This window comes from Arthrobacter sp. CMU6 (assembly GCF_059090205.1).
Genome location: NZ_JBNHFL010000047.1, coordinates 1 through 17,366, shown reverse-complemented (window position 1 = coordinate 17,366; position 17,366 = coordinate 1). Strand labels below are relative to the sequence as shown.

Below are 17,366 nucleotides of genomic sequence, written 5' to 3'. Positions count from 1 at the left end.
GTCAACAGAGCAAGGCTGCGGTCAACCGCATCCAATCCGGAAGGAAGACTCTGAAGCGCGTTGGCACCCACAGACACCAGCCCGCCGGCACCGGGCCGTCCGGCCCAGTGTGCGGTCAATCCCCCAACGGCTTCCATGAACCCATTGTGATGAGGGGGTCTGACATTATTGGCCGGGAAGCGTTGGCGCCCCCATCAGGCCGACGGCTGCATTCACTAGCCCGCCAGCAAATTAGGCCAGCGTGATGAGATCCAGGTAGTCCTCGTTCCAGAGGTCCTCAACGCCGTCGGGCAGGAGAACCACGCGCTCCGGGTTGAGGGCCTCCACGGCGCCTTCATCGTGGCTGACCAGGACGACGGCGCCTGTGTAGTTGCGCAGTGCGCCCAGGATCTCGGCGCGGCTGGCTGGGTCGAGGTTGTTGGTGGGTTCGTCCAGCAGGAGGACGTTCGCGCTGGAGGCCACGATGGTGGCCAGCGCGAGACGGGTTTTCTCACCGCCGGAGAGCACGCCCGCGGGCTTGTCGACGTCGTCCCCAGAGAACAGGAACGAGCCCAGGATGCCGCGGACCTCCGCGTCCTTCATGTCCGGCGCAGAGGAACGCATGTTTTCCAGGACTGTCCGGTCATGGTCCAGGGTTTCGTGTTCCTGGGCGTAGTAGCCAACCTTGAGCCCGTGCCCGGGAACGATGTCGCCGGTGTCCGGGCGGTCCACGCCGGCGAGCATCCGCAGCAGGGTGGTCTTGCCGGCACCGTTGAGGCCGAGGATGACCACCTTGGAGCCGCGGTCGATGGCGAGGTCCACGTCGGTGAAGATCTCCAGCGAACCGTAGGACTTGCTGAGGCCCTCGGCCGTGAGCGGGGTCTTGCCGCAGGGGGACGGGTCCGGGAAGCGCAATGCCGCCACGCGGTCGTTCTCACGGACTGCTTCGAGCCCGCTCAGCAGCCGCTCGGCACGCTTGGCCATGTTCTGCGCGGCCACGGCCTTGGTGGCCTTGGCCCGCATCTTGTTTGCCTGGTCCATCAGGACCTGGGCTTTCTTCTCGGCGTTGGCGCGCTCCCGCTTGCGGGCACGCTCGTCTGTCTCGCGCTGCGTCAGGTAGCGCTTCCAGTCCATGTTGTAGAAATCGATCTGGGCGCGGTTGGCATCCAGCAGGAACACCTTGTTCACCGTTGCTTCCAGCAGTTCGGTGTCGTGGCTGATCACGATCAGCCCGCCCTGGTGGTTCTTCAGGAAGTCACGGAGCCAGGCGATGGAATCTGCGTCCAGGTGGTTGGTGGGTTCATCCAGCAGCATGGTCTCTGCCCCGGAGTACAGAATCCGGGCAAGCTCCACGCGGCGGCGTTGGCCGCCGGAGAGTGTCTTCAGCGGCTGGTTCAGGATGCGGTCCGGCAACGCAAGGTTGGAAGAAATGGCCGCCGCTTCCGCTTCGGCCGCATACCCTCCCCCGGACAGGAACTCGGCCTCGAGCCGGTCGTACCGGTTCATGGCCTTGCGCTGGACTGCGGCGTCCTCACTGGCCATTTCGTCGTGGGCCTTCTTGAGCTTCCCGACGACGACATCCAGACCGCGCGCGGAGAGGATCCTGTCGCGGGCCAACTGTTCCATGTCCGGTGTGCGGGGGTCCTGCGGCAGGTAGCCGATCTCGCCGCTACGGGTTACCTTGCCTGCGGCCGGAAGGCCCTCACCGGCAAGAACGCGGGTCAGGGTGGTCTTTCCGGCACCATTGCGGCCAACCAGGCCGATCTTGTCACCCTTGTCGATGCGGAAGCTCACCTGGTCCATGAGCAGGCGGGCGCCGGCGCGCAGTTCAAGATCCTGGACGGTAATCAAAGCAGGTAAGGCCTTTCACAACAGGGAACGCCGCGGCACAACGAATGAAAACTGGTGGCTGCCGAGGAGGTGCGGCCGAGAGAACGGCCCCTACAAGTCTACCGGCCGGAGCAACTGGATATAACCGGGGCGCCCGCACGCGTCGCCCGCCATTTTGAACGGTGCGCAGTGCCGCCATTTGTGCCGTGGACCAAGCACGGGCGCTTCCGGCTTGTAGAAGACCCACAAAATGCACCTCCGCCCGGGCCAGTAACGTCAACACCAGCCGATAATTGTTTGTACCCCTCCGACAGGACCTCCCATGACCCAGACCCATTCCGCCGGCACCCTGCAGCCGGCAAAACGCCACCGCTGGAACGCCACCGACCTCGGACTCATTGCCGTCTTTGCCGCGCTCGTGGCGGCGTCAGCCTTGGTTGCAGCCATCCCGGTGGGCGGCCTCGGCGTCCCCATTACGCTCCAGACGCTCGCCGTCATGCTGACCGGGCTTGCCCTCGGACCCGGCCGCGCGTTCGCCGCCGTCGGCCTCCATACCCTGCTTGGGCTCGCCGGACTCCCCATTTTCAGCGGAGGCCGCAGCGGGCTGGGAATCCTGGCCGGACCGTCCGCCGGCTACATCATCGCGTTCCCCCTCGCCGCCGCGGCGGTGGGCTGGCTGGCCGCCGTCGTCATCCGCCGCACGGTGAAGTTCCGTGCCGTGTTCCTGTTCGCGGCCGCCATGGTCGCCAGCATTGTGCTGATCCACGGACTGGGCATCGCCGGCATGATGGTCAACGCCAAGCTGGATTTCTCCAAGGCGTTCCTGGCCGATCTCCCCTTCTACCCGGGTGACATCATCAAGAACGTCCTCGCCGTGGCGGTGGCCATCGCCCTGCACAAGGCCTTCCCCGACCTGCTGGTCCGCCGCGTCCGGCAGCTCCCGGCGAAGGCCGCCACGCAGCAGAGCGTTACCCCGGAAGCCTCCGCACAGCAGTGAGCACCATCTCCCTAAGGAACGCAGGGGTCAGCGTGGCCGTCGACGGCCGCACTGACCCCAAAGTTCTGCTCCAGGACATATCACTGGAACTCACCCAGGAGCGCATCGGCGTGATCGGGGCCAACGGTTCGGGCAAGTCGACGCTGCTCCGCCTGCTCAACGGCCTCGTGACGCCCACCGAAGGGACCGTGACGGTCAACGGCGCCGACACCGTCCGCAACGTGCGTGCCGTGCGGCAGCAGGTGGGCTTTGTCTTCACCGATCCCCTCTCCCAACTGGTCATGCCCACCGGGCGTGAGGACGTTGAGCTGTCTCTCCGGCGTTCGGTGCGGAACGGCAAGGAACGGCGGGAGCAGGCCACGGCCGCCCTGGGCCGTTTCGGGCTGCTGCCGCTGGCTGACCAGAGCATCTACGAGCTTTCGGGCGGGGAGCGGCAGCTCCTTGCCCTGGCGTCCGTGCTGGCGGTGGAGCCTGACGTGCTCGTGCTGGACGAGCCGTCCACGCTGCTGGATCTCCGGAACCGGGAACTGCTGCGCCGCACGCTCGCCGGCCTGGGCCAGCAGATCGTCATGTCCACCCATGACCTGGAGCTGGCCCTGGACATGGACCGGGTCCTGGTGGTCGAATCCGGACGGATAGCGTACGACGGCGGTGCTGCCGCCGCCGTCGAGCATTACCGCTCGCTGTCTGCCCGGAGCCTGTCAGGCGGAGACTTCCGGTGAGGGGCCACGGCTTCCTGCTCGCCAACTACGTGCCCGGCACGTCCCTGATCCACCGCATGCCGCTGTGGCTGAAGTTCCTGCTGGTCCTGGCCTGCGGAATGGCTTCATTCCTGATCGTCGACTGGAGGCTCGCCGCCGCAGCCCTGCTCGTGGTGTGCGTGCTGTTCCTGCTCAGCGGCGCGGGGGCGTTGCGCCTCTTCCGTGCAGTGCGCCCGCTGCTGCCCATCCTGCTGGTCATCGGCGCGTTCCAGTGGTGGCAGCTGGGCGGTCCTGTGGCCGCACGGATCGTCCTTAACATCCTGCTGTGCGTCGTTGCCGCGTCGCTGTTGACCGCCACCACGCCGCTGCACCGGCTGCTTGACGGAGTGGTTTCCCTGGCCCGCCCCTTCCGCCGCTTCGGCGCGGACCCCGAGCGCTTTGCGCTGACCATCGCCATCATGCTGCGGAGCATTCCCTTTATCGCAGGGGCCTTCGCAGACGTCCGGGACTCGGCGCGTGCCCGCGGACTGGAACGCAACCCGAGGGCACTGGTCCTGCCGGTGTTCATCACCACAGTCGCCTATGCCCGCCACACAGGCGAAGCGCTGGCCGCCCGCGGGCTGGGCGAGCCGGAGGACTGAGCGCCGAACACCTCCGAGCACGTTATCCACATCAACACCTTCACCAAGACGCTGGGCCCCGGCCTCCGGCTCGGCTGGGCTGTGGTTCCTGAGCACCTGACGCGGGACATTGTGGCGCTCCGCAGCCGGCGGGACTCGCACAGCTCCACGTTGGTGCAGGCCGTGGTCGGCGAGCTCCTCACCCCGGATCCTGGCCTGTTCGACGCGACCCTGGGCCGGGCGCTGTGCCGGCAGGCGGGGTAAGGGACCCGCAGCCGGGCGGTGCCCCTGCGGGGTGCCGCCCGGATTGGCCGGCTCAGTCAGCCGCGGACGACGGCGCCACCCGCCGGGCCGGCCCCGTCGACTGTCCTTCCTCGAAGCGGCAGATCACCACGGCCTGGCGCATGGGACCGCCCCGTTCCTCGAGCTGGTCCACGAGCGTTTCGACGCCCATGCGTCCCAGCTCCGTGCTGGGCAGCGTGAGGACGGTCAGCCGGGGATCCGTCGTCGCGGCTCCGTCCGGCGTTGAGCCGATCAGCAGGACCGACATATCGCCGGGCACGTCGATTCCGTGCTTGTCCAGGCTGTTGATGAAGCCGAACGACGCGTTGTCGTTCATGAGGATTACCGCCGTAGTATCCGGGGCGGTTTCGAGCAGCCTTTCGGCGGCGCCCTGGCCTGACATGGGCGATTCCTCGCACGAGATGTGGACGGAGGCCAGCCCCCGGCGCTCCACTTCCGCGGCAAACGTCGCCCGGCTCCGCACCACGGGGCCGTAGCCGCTGAGGGCGTGCTCCGCTCCGCCGCTGTCAACGAAGCAGAACCGGCGGTGTCCCAGCCCTTCCAGGTAGGAGACGGCCTCGATCATGGAATTCTCAAAGTCCACGTCCACATACGGCAGTTCCTCCGGATGCCGCGTCCGTCCAATCAGGGCAAACGGCATCGAGGAACGCTGCAGCCGCTCCACCCGGGCATCGTCCAGCTGCACTTCCATGAGCAGGACACCGTCGATGAAGCCGCTGGAGATGAGCTCCTCAACCTGTTCGGCGTCGTTGCTGATGGGCCATAGTACAAGGTTGTAACCGAGGTCCTTCGCCGTCTGCGTGGCGCTGGTGAAGAACTTCACGGCGGTCTCGCTGAGCCGCCGTTGCAGCGCAGGGTAAAGCAGGGCAATGATCCGGGTGCGCTTGCTCGCCAGCGCGCGCCCGAGGGCATTCCGGCGGTAGCCAAGCTGCAGCATGGCCTCCTCAACCCTGGCGCGGGTGGCCGGGGCGACCGGTTTGGTGTCGTTGATGACAAACGACACCGTGGCGATCGAGACGTCCGCCAGCCTCGCAACGTCTCTCATGGTGGGCACAGCACGCCTCTTTCAGTTCAGACTCGGGAAACCGGACAGGACTCCAGTAAAGCGGTTAACTTTTTCCTTGACAACCCCTCGCCGCGGCGTGCACAGTTGTTCCGACATCCCCCGGCACATTGAAGCCACGGCGGACTTTAGCCAAGGAGTTAACCGCTTAACCGCCAAGTCCGCACGGACCTACTTTTCGACAGGAGGACGATGACGTCCACGACAGCACAACCCAGGAAACTGCGGATAGCCCTCATCGGCTACTCGTTCATGGGATCCATTCACGCCCAGGCCTGGACCACGGCACCGAGGTTCTTCGACCTCGATGTTGTGCCCGTCCTCGCAGCGGTCTGCGGCCGCAACCAGGAAGCAGCCCAGGCTTTCGCCGACAAGTTCGGCATCGGCCGCGTGGAGACCGACTGGCGGGCCCTCGTGGAGGACCCGGAGATCGACGCCGTCGACATCTGCGTTCCCGGGAACCTGCACCCCGAGATTGCCATCGCCGCGCTCCAGGCCGGCAAGCACGTCCTCTGCGAAAAGCCCCTCGCCAACACACTGGCGGAAGCCGAGAAGATGGCCGTCGCAGCGGAGGAAGCGAAGGCCCGGGGTGCCCTGGCGATGGTGGGCTTCAGCTACCGCCGGACGCCGGCACTCGCCTACGCCCGGGATCTGGTCGGGGACGGCAGGCTCGGCACCATCCGGCATATCCGTGCCTCGTATCTGCAGGACTGGATCGTGGATGAGGACTTCCCGCTGGTCTGGCGGCTGGAGAAGGACAAAGCAGGATCGGGTGCGCTCGGCGACATTGGCGCACACATCCTCGACCTCGCGCAGTACGTCACAGGGCACCGCCTCGCGGGGGTCAGCGCGCTGACGGAGACTTTCGTGAAGACCCGGCCGCTCGCCGGCTCATCATCCGGACTCCAGGCAGTGCCCAGCCAGGAGGCACTGGCTGGTCAGGAGCCAATGTCCGGTAAGGAGGCATCACCGGGCCTGCGAGCGCCAGGCCACGGCAACGGCGACCGGGGCGTAGTGACCGTGGATGATGCCGCCGTGCTCATCGGCCGGACAGCCGAAGGGGCGCTGGCCACGTTCGAGGCAACCCGCTTCGCGACCGGCCGGAAGAACGCCATCAGGCTTGAGGTCAACGGTTCTCTCGGTTCCCTGGCCTTCGACTTCGAAGACCTCAATGAGCTTTGGTTCCACGACCACACAGAACCGGCCGAGTCGGCAGGTTTCCGCCGGATCCTCGTCAACGAGCCCAATCACCCATACGCCGGAGCGTGGTGGCCGCCCGGACACGGTCTTGGCTACGACCACGCCTTCGTCCATCAGGCTGCCGACTTCGCCCGGTGCATCGCCCGCGATGACCAGCCGGAGCCATCGTTCGCGGAGGGGCTGCAGATCCAGCGCCTCCTCGACGCCGCCGAAACCAGCGCCGCCAACAACGCCCAGTGGCAGGACGTAATGGCCGGCGCGCAGCCCGCCGTCGGAACCTACCACTAGAACCAACCACTAAGACCCAGCCGACCGCAGCGGCAGCAGACCGCACGGACGATCCACCGCACCCTAATCCACCAAACACCTAAACCACCGAATCACGGCAAAGGAGCCCCCATGAAGAAAGCATCACTCACCTGCCTGATGGCCATGGCCGCCATCGCACCCCTCGCCCTTACCGCCTGTGGCGGCGGCGGCAGCCAGGCCGCGGCCAACGAGAAAGTCGACTCGCTGACCGTGCTGGACTACTACAACAACGAACCCGACAAGACCCACATCCAGGGCGCGCTGGACAAGTGCGCCGCGCAGCTGGGCGTGACCCTCAAGCGCGAGACTGTCCCCGGCAAGGACCTCATCCAGAAGGTCCTCCAGCGCTCGTCCTCCCGGACCCTGCCGGATGTGCTGATGCTGGACAACCCCGACGTGCAGGAGATCGCCGCAACCGGCGGCCTGGCGCCGCTGGATGACTTCGGCGTGGAAACCTCCGGCTTCGCCCAGGGCATGCTGGATGCCGCCACCTACGAGGGCAAGGTGTATGGCCTGGCCCCCACCGCCAACACGCTGGGGCTGTTCTACAACAAGGAGATGCTTGCCGCGGCCGGTGTCCAACCGCCCAAGACGTGGGATGAGCTGAAGGCGGCGGCGGAAAAGCTGACCACCGGAGACCGCTACGGTCTGGCGTTCTCCGCGATCGCCACCTATGAAGGCAGCTGGCAGTTCCTGCCCTTCATGTGGACCAATGGCGGGGAGGAAACCGACCTGAAGAGCCCCAAAGTGGCGGAGGCCCTGGGCTTCATTGACGGCCTGGTGTCCTCGGGCTCCGCATCCAAGAGCGTCGTGAACTGGAGCCAGGCGGACGTCCGGGACCAGTTTGCTGCCGGCAAGGCCGCCATGATGATCAACGGCCCGTGGCAGATCCCCTCCCTGGCCAAGTCGCCGAACATCAAGTGGGAAGCAGTCCAGGTCCCCGTCAACGCACAGGGACAGACACCCATTGCTCCACTGGGCGGGGAGGTCTGGACCGTGCCGCAGACCGGCAACAAGGCCAAGCAGGCCAAGTCCGCGGAACTGGTCCAGTGCATCAGCAGTGACGAGAACCAGCTGGCGCTGGCCAAGGAGCGTTTCACGGTGCCCACCAAGACAGCCCTCGCCGGCGAATACGTGAAGGCCGTTCCGGCGATGGCTGCGTTCACCGAGCAGGTGGCCAACGCCCAGTCCCGGACGGGCAAGCTCGGCAAGGAGTGGCCCAAGACGGCGACAGTCATGTACACGGCGATCCAGCTGGCGCTGACTGACCAGGCGGCCCCGCAGGAGGCCTTCACCAAGGCCGAAGGGAAGTAGGCCCGGGATGACGCAAGCACGCAACAGGCCTTACGGGGAGGAGCCAGAGCCGTGCCAACACTGACAACCAGCCAGGCTCCGGGAAAGCTCTCCCCGGCCACCGCGGGCACAGCCGAACGGGACGGACGACGGCGCGGCTTCCGCCGGGAGCGCCTGGTCCAGGCACTTTTCCTGGCCCCTGCTGCGCTCTTCCTCCTGCTGTTTTTCGGCTACCCCGTGGTGAAGAACATTGTGATGAGCCTGCAGGAGTACACGACCCGGACTTTTTTCACCGGAGAAGCACCCTGGGTGGGCCTGGCGAACTACGCCACCGCCGTCGGAAGCAGCCTGTTCGGCCCGGCAATGCTCAACACGGCACTCTTCACCCTGGGTTCGATCGCCGGCCAGTTTGTCATCGGCCTGGCCCTGGCCAGTTTCTTCAAGCGGCGTTTTCCGCTGAGCGGGTTCCTTCGTTCGATGCTCCTGCTGCCGTGGCTGCTGCCGCTGATTGTCTCGAGTGCCACGTGGCGGTCCATCCTGGACCAGGACAGCGGCATCCTCAACGCGTTCCTGCGGAACGTGGGCGTCATCCACGAACCGGTCCCCTGGCTCACCAGCCCGTCGGTGGCCCTGCTGGCCGTGGTCCTGGTCAATATCTGGGTGGGCATTCCCTTCAATGTCACCCTCATCTACGGCGGCCTCCAGGAGATCCCCGAGGAACTGTACGAGGCGGGCGCGGTGGACGGCGCGACGGGCTGGAAAGCGTTCTGGCACATTACCTGGCCGAACCTGCGCCCGGTGGTCAGCGTGGTCCTGGTCCTCGGGGTCGTCTACACGCTCAAGGTCCTGGACATCATCCTCGGCCTGACCAACGGAGGACCGGCGAACGCCACCCAGACCCTGGCTGTGCGCTCCTACCAGGAGTCGTTCGTCAACTTCCAGTTCGGCGTCGGCGCTGCCTTCAGCAACATCCTGATCCTGATCTCACTGGTGTTCGCGGTGGTCTACCTCCGCATGAACCGGCGTGCGGTCGACGAGTAAGAGGACCACCATGACAACCCTGGATATATCGACGCCGCGTTCCGCGCCCGCCCGGCTGCGGCCACGGAAGGCCAACCGGCCCAAGCTGGGGCACACCGCCGTCGGACTTCTGCTTCTCGCGGTGATGCTGTTCCCGGTGTACTGGATGGTCAACGCGTCGCTGCAGCCGTCCGGCAACACCCTCACCGCGGACTTCCTGCCGCTGAACCCAAGTTTCGAGGGCTATGAAAAGGCGATCGCGCAGCAGGGGCCGAACCTGCTGACCAGCCTGGTCATCTCGCTCGGCACGGTGGTGTTCAGCCTGGCCATAGCTGCTCCCGCTGCGTACATGCTGGCGCAGTTCCGGTTCCGGTGGATCAACGCCGCACTGCTGGCTATCCTCATCTCGCAGATGATCCCCGGCATCGTGATCGCCAACGCCCTCTACGCGGCCTACAACGACCTCGGCCTGCTCAACTCCATTCCCGGGCTGATCCTGGCCGACTCGACCCACGCCATCCCGTTCGTGATTCTGATCATGCGGGCCTTCATGATGCGGATTCCGCCCAGCATCGTGGAGGCGGCGAGGGTGGACGGGGCCGGGCTGGTCCGGGCGTTCGTCTCGATCGTGCTGCCGATCAGCCGAAACTCGCTCATCACCGCCGGGCTCTTCGCCTTCCTCTTCTCCTGGAGCGACTTCCTGTTCGCCCTGACGCTGACCACCACGGAGGACGTGCGGCCCGTGACGCTGGGCATCTACCAGTACCTGGGCACCCAGGTTTCCAACTGGAGTGCGGTGATGGCGACGGCGGTGCTGTCCTCGCTGCCGGCCATCGTGTTGCTGGTCCTGGCGCAGAAGTACATCGCCGCCGGGGCCACCGGCGGCGCCGTCAAATAACCCATCGATCTTTGAACCTAAGGAACCATTCATGACTGAGAGCCACACTCCCCTGCGCGTCACAGTATGGGGCGAAAACCGCCACGAACAGCACCAGCCGCACGTGGCCGAGATCTACCCGGACGGCATGCACAACACTATCCGTGCAGGCATCGAGGAGAACCTTGGCCCGCGGGCCGAGGTGGCCACCGTGACCCTCGATGACCCGGAGCACGGCCTCACCGAGGAGCGGCTGCGGGACACGGATGTCCTGGTCTGGTGGGGCCACGCCGCCCATGGCGAGGTGGCGGACGAGGTGGTGGAGCGCGTCCACCGGCACGTGCTGGCCGGCATGGGCCTTGTGGTGCTCCACTCCGGGCACTGGTCCAAGATCTTCGGCAAACTCATGGGCACCACGTGCACGCTGCGCTGGCGCTCGGAACAGGACCGCGAGATTGTGTGGACGGTGGACCCCACCCATCCCATCACGCAGGGAGTGCCGCACCCGTTCATCATTCCGGAGCAGGAAATGTACGGCGAGCACTTCGACATCCCCGCCCCGGACGAGCTGATCTTCCTGAGCACCTTCTCCGGCGGCGAGGTGTTCCGCAGCGGCTGCACGTTTAAGCGCGGCTACGGCAAGATCTTCTTCTTCTCCCCCGGCGACCAGGACTACCCCGTCTACCACCACAAAGACGTGCGCAAGGTCATCGCCAATGGGGTGGAATGGGCCCGCACCGTGCGGCCCGAACGCACCGACCCGGTCCTGCTCCGGTACGAGACGGAGGAGTTCTACACCGGCCACAGCTACGAGGGGGCGATGGCCAATTGAGCCGGTTCGCTACTTTGCCTGATCCTGCGGCACCCGTCCGCGTTGTCCAGGTGGGGGCCGGCGGCATGGGCAGGGCCTGGCTTCGGCTGCTGGGTGACTCGGCCGGCGTCGAACTGGCCGGTGTGGTGGACCTCAATCCGCAGGCGGCACGGGACGCGCTGACCGAGCTGGGCCTCGGCTCCGTACCGGTGGGGACGAGCCTGACCGAGCTGGCAGGCGCCGTCGGGGCGCAAGCGGTGGTGAACGTGACGGTCCCGGCCGCGCACCATCCGGTGAACGTCGAGGCGCACTTCCTCGGGCTGGCCGTGCTGTGCGAGAAGCCGGCGGCGCCGACCGTCGCGGAAGCCCTCTCCCTCGCCGCTGTGGCGGACGCGACCGGCCAGCTGCTGATGATCAGCCAGTCCCGCCGCTACTTCCGGACGCTCGCCGCCTTCAAGCGGCAGGCTGCCCGGCTCGGCGAGATCGGCCTCCTGACCTGCGACTTCTACAAGGCGCCGCATTTCGGCGGCTTCCGGGAGGAGATGGAGCACGTGCTGCTGGTGGACATGGCCATCCACGCGTTCGACGCCGCGCGGTACGTCCTTGGCCGGAATCCAGTGTCCGTGTACTGCGAGGAGTTCAACCCCGGCTGGAGCTGGTATGCCGGGGATGCGGCTGCCACGGCGGTCTTCGAGATGGACGGGGGGACCCGGTTCGTCTACACCGGAAGCTGGTGTGCCGACGGACTGGAAACCTCGTGGAACGGCAGCTGGCGGATCAACGGAGCCAATGGCACCGCGGCGTGGGACGGCGCTGCGGCGCCGGTCGCGGAGCATGTTGCCGGGGCTGCTTCCGGGGTTTTCGCGGATTCCGCGGACGACGGCGGCGTGCCGGGTGCTGCTGCTTCCTCGCCGGATTCTTTGGCTGCGGAGGACGAGACCCCGGAAGAGATCGCCGGGGCGCTGGCGGAGTTTGTCCGGAGCCTGCGGACAGGTGAGGTTCCGGCAGGCGAAATCCATGCGAACGTCCTGAGCTTGGCCATGGTCGAGGCGGCGGTGAGGTCCTCGCAGACCGGCCAGCGGGTGCTCATCCGGGACGTGCTGGATCACGCGCACCGGCAGGCGCTCGCCGTCGAGTCCGTCCCTGCTGCCAGGGAGGTCCTCGCCTCGTGGGCATCGCCGCTCGAGGCACTGGAGCGTGCCGGGTCTTCAGAGCAGGCCGTAACGCTGGGCTAGGCATGGCGGTGGGAGTCCTTCCTGGAAGGGGTACCAGCAGGGACTCCCACAGCGTTGTAAACGCTGGTTAGGTGGAACGGCACCCCACTACCGCCGTCGAACTGGCGGCAGCCCTCTACCCCCATGAACGGAGGCAGCGTGACTGTGACCGACGCTCCGGTGACCACGCGCGAACAGGCAGTCGGAAGGCCATTGGCAGTCGTCCTTGGCCTGCTGACCGTCTTCGGTCCGATTGGACCTCTACCTGCCTGTTCTGCCGGCGCTGACGGCGGAGCTTGGAAGCTCCACATCGACGGCGCAGCTGACCATCACGGCGTGCCTGCTCGGACTGGCCATCGGCCAGGTGATTGCCGGTCCGCTGTCGGACCGCTTCGGCCGCCGGCTCCCCCTGCTGATCGGCGTCGCCGCGTACACGGTCACGTCCGTTCTGTGTGCCGTCACCCCTACCGTGGAGACGCTGATCGCCGCCAGGTTCGTCCAGGGCCTGGCCGGCGCGGTGGGCATTGTGATTGCGCAGGCCGCCGGGCGGGACGTTTACGACGGCCCCAAGCTCCTCCGCTATTACGGCCGCCTGACCGTGCTCGGCGGACTGGCAGCCATTGTTGGTCCGGTCATCGGCGGCCAGCTCGCCACCGTCACGGACTGGCGCGGCGTCTTCCTCTTCCTCGCGGCGGTCGGCGTCGCAATCCTGGTCTCCTGCCTGGTGATTTTCAAGGAGACACTTCCGGCTGAGCGGCGGGCGGCAGGCGGGTTTGCGCATACCCTGCAGGACTTCCGCCGCCTGCTGGCGGACCGTGTGTTCGTCGGCGCCGTGCTGATCACGGGCTTTACGTACTCTGCGATCTTCGCCTATCTCAGCGGTGCCACGTTCGTTCTGCAGGGCATTTACGGGCTTTCACCGCAGGGCTACTCGTTTGCTTTCGGCCTGAATTCCCTGGGGTTCATGATTTTTGGCTTCCTTGGGGGCCGGCTGGCCGAACGGTGGTCGGAGAAGGCGACGCTGGTGATCGGGCTGGCGATGGCTGCTGCCGGTTCCCTCGGGCTGCTTGTCACCGCGCTCCTGCACCTGCCCCTGATTGCGGTGATCCTGTCCCTCTTCACCATGGTGGGCGGCGTGGCGGCGGCCAGCCCGCCTGCGACGTCCCTGGCGCTGAAGGGCTACCCGGATATTGCCGGCACTGCGTCGTCGCTGCTGGGCCTGGCCAGGTTCGCCTTCGGCGGCGTCGCCGCACCCCTGGTGGGCATCGGCGGGGCGGACAACGCCCTCCCGTTCGGCATCGTCACGGTGGCGTCAGTCGCGGCGGCGGTGGCCTGCGTTGGGCTCGTCCGGCGATCGACGGCGGGGACGACGGCAGCGTGAACCGACGTCTTCCTTGGTAGGGACAGCTGTCCAAGTCTCAGGAGCCGGCCTTCTTTTCCGCCTTCTGGCGCGCTCGCTCGAGCGCGCGGTAGACGGCGGAACGGCCAACGGAGAACAGTTCGGCCAGCTCATACATGGTGTGTTCGCCAGCGTCATGCAGCTGGACCAGGAGTGCTTCCTGTTTCGGCGATAGTTTGGGCTGTTTCCCACGCAGGCGGCCCTTGGCTTCTGCGATCTTCATGCCTTCGCGCGTGCGAGCCCGGATGAGATCGCCCTCGACAGAGCTGCTGAATGCGTGGAACTTCCCAGGCGACATTGCACGCAGTGTGAATGCATCGCTTGATGACCGTGGGCCCAGAGGCGGATAAGTGCTACGACAAGCTCTTCTACGGTAATAACCTCCACAGCGTCACACCACCGGGCGAACACTACAGCTCGCATTTCAATGACCACGAGCAGCGCGTTATCAACGAGAACCTGGACCGTGGCCGAGTGATCTTGGCCAGCCACCTCGACCTTCCTGCGATGACTCCGGAAACTGACACCGCCCCATGACCATATGGTGCACAGGTCCTACCTCAGACAAGGCCGGCACTTGGGCGGCGGCCCACTAGGGGTTCGTCCTTCGTACCGCCGCTGGCTAGCTTCCTTCAGAACCAGTAGATATAGGTCCACTCAACTGGATTAGGCTCTCAACATGAGGGCCCAAGGTCAGCTTGGCGGAGATCCACCCCGCACGCCCGACGAGGCGAATTTCCTTAGCGGGATGACGCGCGGAGTATCCGCGTGGTCCCTTCCCGATGTGCAGCTCGGCTCGTTCACGGTGCTGGCTCGCATGAACCCCATAATCGTGACTCTCAACGTCCCTGGAATCGACGTCCCGCAAGGCACCTGTACGCTCCAGATCGGTTACTGGAACGACGGCCCCTACGGCCGAGCCTTGGAAGGTGAATGGGGCGATGACCATCTCCTCGACAACCATGTCTACGACGGAGACGGCCTCACAGTCTTCGGTCTGGACGAGGCGCCGGAGACGTACGGCACATTTGCTGCCGGCTGGCTGCAACGCCAACTACAGCGGCCGGTGGAACGCCATGATTGGCTGCGCGGCGAGCAGGTCCAGGACCCTTGTATCTGTGCCCGATCGATGGTGACTTGTGGTGCGGTGCCGTGAGCGTCGAGATAGAGCGAACGCCTGAATCCGTGACCTGGCAAAAGCTGGGGTGGTAGACACCAGAACCGTTAGACGGACCTGCAATAGACCTGTTCCATAACGAGTCCTTCACCTTCGATCGCCGGCATTATGAGGACGTGTTCGATGCACTTCGCTCCAAGTACACTGAGCGAACTTCGCCATCAGCAGTCGTGCGTGACAGCGTCCGGCGTTGTCTAAAACGCCTAAAGCTCATTTGAAATGCCGTTGTCCGAGCCGTGGTTACCCAACGTTGACCTTAAGTAGCGAGGAAGGTTTCAAAGCTTCGGGGTCCGCTACTGTATCGGGAGTTGGAGCGCAGCCTCCATCTTTTCGATCCGGACTACGACTGACCTGATGTTCAGCCGAACGCCCCGTTAGGCGTTCCTCTTCCGCGGCGCGTGCTCAGAGTACTGCTTCGCTCGTCCAGAGGAAACGCCTCGTTGTACTCAGCTGCGCGACGAAATCCATATCTCTCCACTGGTGAGAGTTTGGGCGAGGCATTCGGCAATGCGTATCGCGTCCTTTTCCCTCGAACCAGGCAAGAGTCTTATCCCAAGCTGCGAGGCCGGCAGATCGTTAGAAATGACTGCTCTTTCGACGCTGGGGTCTTTGTCGCAGGGACTCAGCGTGTCATATCTCGGGTGAGTTGCGCCGACGTTCCAAGAGCTGTCGCTGCTGGAGGTCCGACGAAACGAAACCGACGACGAACCAGCGCACGCCGCCAGAAGCAGTGCTAAGACTGGGGCGATCATCTTGGGAAGCTGCTCATAACTCGTCATCTGCGGAGGTCCTCTGCTGGTGCCTCGCCAGCGGTCAGTCTCGCGCCCTCCGGGCCTCAAGAATCAGTTCGGCCCCAATTGCCCCGATAAGTGCGAGCGTGAACGGCGACTTTGCACCTTCTACCGCCATGTACAGCATGAGCGGGTACTGCTCCTCGTCCAAGCGAAGCCCGGATCCAATCGGGCTGGCGATGATGGAGAAGACAGCGAGGATGGTAAGAGCCACGAGACGCGCAGCCGTGCCGCGAATTGCGAGGTGGTAGACGAGAATGGCGGCAACTGCGAGTAGAACGAAGCCTAAACGCCACACGTACGGCAACCATTCTCCCGGAACCCTTACAAGACGGAAGTTGAAGCCCAACAAAGCGTTGGCATAGGCAGCCTGTAGCTGCATCGTCAGGTACCCCGTTAGGAGAATAACGAGCACATGACCTGCCGAAGCAGTGACGATAGGAACGGCCGTTCCCAATTGAAGCGTTGGTCCCGAACTGTTCTTGTCCGGACTGGTCAATTTCTCCATCACAAATCCCCCAATTCGATTGCTATGACTTTAAGCCTCCTCCCACGATTCGGGTAGACAGCGCTTCCCCAGCCCATTGAGAGTTCCTTCGGCGATCCCCCAACGCGAAACCGGAACCGCCATTCCCAAGCAATAGTCACACTGTTTCGGTGGCTTCGGACTGCGCCGACCGCTGTTCCTAAGGTGAACGATTGAGCAACCTAATGGGCGGCAGCATCGTTGCGAGTCCCGGATAGTATGGCCGTCCGAAGATGAAACAATCTGCGTATGGATGCCACGCTTGAAGATGTTCCGCCTCGGCTTCGAGCAATGCTTCGAATGCTGCTGACGAAATGTATCGATGACGAACGCGTACGGTCAGTCTGGCTCGAAGGCTCGCTAGCAAGGGGATTGGCAGATGACTGGAGCGACATCGACCTTCACCTAGCAGTAATAGAACCGGAGAACTTCGCTGCCATCGAATGGCTCGATTCCGAGGTGCACCTGGTCCTCTCAGATGCTATCCCTGGACTGACGGGAGCGTTTATCTGCCTTACTTCCGACTGGATCCACATCGACTTGAATGTTCACTCTTCGGAAAACGAACTCCCATCCGATGGAGCGCGCCGCATTCTGCTTGACCGCGACGGTCTAATTCAGGACAGACCAAACGCACAACGCCCTCCCGGTCAGCCGTTCTTTCCCGCCCAGGATGTCCAGATTTTTTTGTACTTCCTCGGTAAGACGGTCGCGTCGGTTCATCGCTCCGATCTCATCGCACTTTCGCAGGCTACAGCGATGATGCGTGATCGTCTGCTGGTCAATCTGCTGCTAGCTGAGAATGGGATTCGGAGTGAGACGGTCAATAAGCGGTTTGGCCAGCATTTGAGCGATGAACAGATGCAATGCCTGCAGGGAGTTCCTGCTTTTGGGCTCAGCGAGCTCAGCCTTCGAGACGCACAGCAGAGCATGGCAAACGTCTATCTGAGCAGGGCGCGCAAGCTCGCCGAGGAGTGCGAAGCGGCTTGGCCGTTGAAGCTCGAACAGGCTACCAAACAGCTCCTGCACCGTGAATTGCAGATGGTCTGGTAATGCCTGATCCTCGCGGCTGATCAGACTCGAGGGGATCTGGCCCGCTAATGGTTCCTGTCCAAACCGGGTGTCTCGAAACTTCTGCGCCTCGAAACCCTAGGGTTATAGACATACAGGATTCGGAGAAGGTGGCCCATGTTCAGTGCGCCAGAATGCGGCAGGCGGTCAGCCGCCCAGATTCTCCAGAACGTGAACAGCGGCAG

16 protein-coding genes and 1 pseudogene are annotated in these 17,366 nt (G+C 64.7%); 13 read left to right on the top strand and 4 right to left on the bottom strand.

Going from position 1 to position 17,366, the window contains the following annotated elements; translation table 11 throughout:
- Positions 1-231 precede the first annotated feature (231 nt).
- Complete coding sequence (locus AC5RWD_RS22085) at positions 232-1,830, bottom strand: ABC-F family ATP-binding cassette domain-containing protein (protein WP_494022066.1); 1,599 nt, start codon at positions 1,828-1,830, stop codon at positions 232-234.
- Positions 1,831-2,131: 301 nt separating this feature from the next.
- Between AC5RWD_RS22085 and AC5RWD_RS22080 the strand changes: the two genes are divergently transcribed.
- From AC5RWD_RS22080 to AC5RWD_RS22065, 4 genes are all read left to right on the top strand, one after another.
- Entirely contained in the window at positions 2,132-2,806 is a 675-nt protein-coding gene (locus AC5RWD_RS22080) for a biotin transporter BioY (RefSeq protein WP_494022065.1), read from the top strand.
- On the top strand, positions 2,803-3,528 hold the full coding sequence (locus AC5RWD_RS22075) for an energy-coupling factor ABC transporter ATP-binding protein (protein WP_494022064.1): 726 nt from the start codon (positions 2,803-2,805) through the stop codon (positions 3,526-3,528). The genes AC5RWD_RS22080 and AC5RWD_RS22075 overlap by 4 nt, the downstream gene beginning before the upstream one ends.
- Positions 3,525-4,148 carry an energy-coupling factor transporter transmembrane component T family protein gene (locus tag AC5RWD_RS22070; RefSeq protein WP_494022063.1) on the top strand — a complete coding sequence of 208 codons (624 nt, stop codon included), beginning with the start codon at positions 3,525-3,527 and terminating at the stop codon, positions 4,146-4,148. The genes AC5RWD_RS22075 and AC5RWD_RS22070 overlap by 4 nt, the downstream gene beginning before the upstream one ends.
- 81 nt (positions 4,149-4,229) lie before the next feature.
- On the top strand, positions 4,230-4,391 hold the full coding sequence (locus AC5RWD_RS22065; RefSeq protein ID WP_494022062.1) for a hypothetical protein: 162 nt from the start codon (positions 4,230-4,232) through the stop codon (positions 4,389-4,391).
- 52 nt (positions 4,392-4,443) lie between these two features.
- Here AC5RWD_RS22065 and AC5RWD_RS22060 read toward each other — a convergent pair whose 3' ends face one another.
- Positions 4,444-5,475 (bottom strand): LacI family DNA-binding transcriptional regulator, encoded by a 1,032-nt coding sequence (locus AC5RWD_RS22060; RefSeq protein ID WP_494022067.1) that lies wholly within the window; start codon positions 5,473-5,475, stop codon positions 4,444-4,446.
- A gap of 210 nt (positions 5,476-5,685) precedes the next feature.
- Between AC5RWD_RS22060 and AC5RWD_RS22055 the strand changes: the two genes are divergently transcribed.
- The 7 genes from AC5RWD_RS22055 (at position 5,686) to AC5RWD_RS22025 (ending at position 13,598) form a co-directional block, all read left to right on the top strand.
- The gene (locus AC5RWD_RS22055; protein ID WP_494022061.1) at positions 5,686-6,981 is read left to right on the top strand and encodes a Gfo/Idh/MocA family protein; all 1,296 of its coding nucleotides are present in this window, start codon (positions 5,686-5,688) and stop codon (positions 6,979-6,981) included.
- Positions 6,982-7,092: 111 nt separating this feature from the next.
- On the top strand, positions 7,093-8,316 hold the full coding sequence (locus AC5RWD_RS22050) for a sugar ABC transporter substrate-binding protein (protein WP_494022060.1): 1,224 nt from the start codon (positions 7,093-7,095) through the stop codon (positions 8,314-8,316).
- Between the two features lie 51 nt (positions 8,317-8,367).
- Positions 8,368-9,336, top strand: a complete 969-nt coding sequence (locus tag AC5RWD_RS22045) for a carbohydrate ABC transporter permease (protein WP_494022059.1) — start codon at positions 8,368-8,370, stop codon at positions 9,334-9,336.
- A 10-nt stretch (positions 9,337-9,346) separates the two neighbouring features.
- Positions 9,347-10,213, top strand: a complete 867-nt coding sequence (locus AC5RWD_RS22040; RefSeq protein ID WP_494022058.1) for a carbohydrate ABC transporter permease — start codon at positions 9,347-9,349, stop codon at positions 10,211-10,213.
- A gap of 31 nt (positions 10,214-10,244) precedes the next feature.
- The gene (locus tag AC5RWD_RS22035; RefSeq protein WP_494022057.1) at positions 10,245-11,024 is read left to right on the top strand and encodes a ThuA domain-containing protein; all 780 of its coding nucleotides are present in this window, start codon (positions 10,245-10,247) and stop codon (positions 11,022-11,024) included.
- Positions 11,025-11,038: 14 nt separating this feature from the next.
- On the top strand, positions 11,039-12,238 hold the full coding sequence (locus AC5RWD_RS22030) for a Gfo/Idh/MocA family protein (RefSeq protein ID WP_494022056.1): 1,200 nt from the start codon (positions 11,039-11,041) through the stop codon (positions 12,236-12,238).
- 232 nt (positions 12,239-12,470) lie between these two features.
- Complete coding sequence (locus AC5RWD_RS22025) at positions 12,471-13,598, top strand: multidrug effflux MFS transporter (protein WP_494022055.1); 1,128 nt, start codon at positions 12,471-12,473, stop codon at positions 13,596-13,598.
- A 37-nt stretch (positions 13,599-13,635) separates the two neighbouring features.
- On the opposite strand, the pseudogene AC5RWD_RS22020 reads toward AC5RWD_RS22025, so the two are convergent.
- Positions 13,636-13,875, bottom strand: a pseudogene (locus tag AC5RWD_RS22020) (helix-turn-helix domain-containing protein); the annotation flags it as partial.
- A 420-nt stretch (positions 13,876-14,295) separates the two neighbouring features.
- Between AC5RWD_RS22020 and AC5RWD_RS22015 the strand changes: the two are divergent.
- Complete coding sequence (locus tag AC5RWD_RS22015; protein WP_494022054.1) at positions 14,296-14,772, top strand: hypothetical protein; 477 nt, start codon at positions 14,296-14,298, stop codon at positions 14,770-14,772.
- 834 nt (positions 14,773-15,606) lie between these two features.
- Here the strand turns inward: AC5RWD_RS22015 and AC5RWD_RS22010 are convergent.
- Positions 15,607-16,092, bottom strand: coding sequence for a hypothetical protein (locus tag AC5RWD_RS22010; RefSeq protein WP_494022053.1), 486 nt, complete (start codon positions 16,090-16,092; stop codon positions 15,607-15,609).
- Between the two features lie 267 nt (positions 16,093-16,359).
- Here AC5RWD_RS22010 and AC5RWD_RS22005 point away from each other — a divergent pair, with 267 nt between their 5' ends.
- Complete coding sequence (locus AC5RWD_RS22005; RefSeq protein WP_494022052.1) at positions 16,360-17,163, top strand: aminoglycoside 6-adenylyltransferase; 804 nt, start codon at positions 16,360-16,362, stop codon at positions 17,161-17,163.
- Positions 17,164-17,366 lie beyond the last annotated feature (203 nt).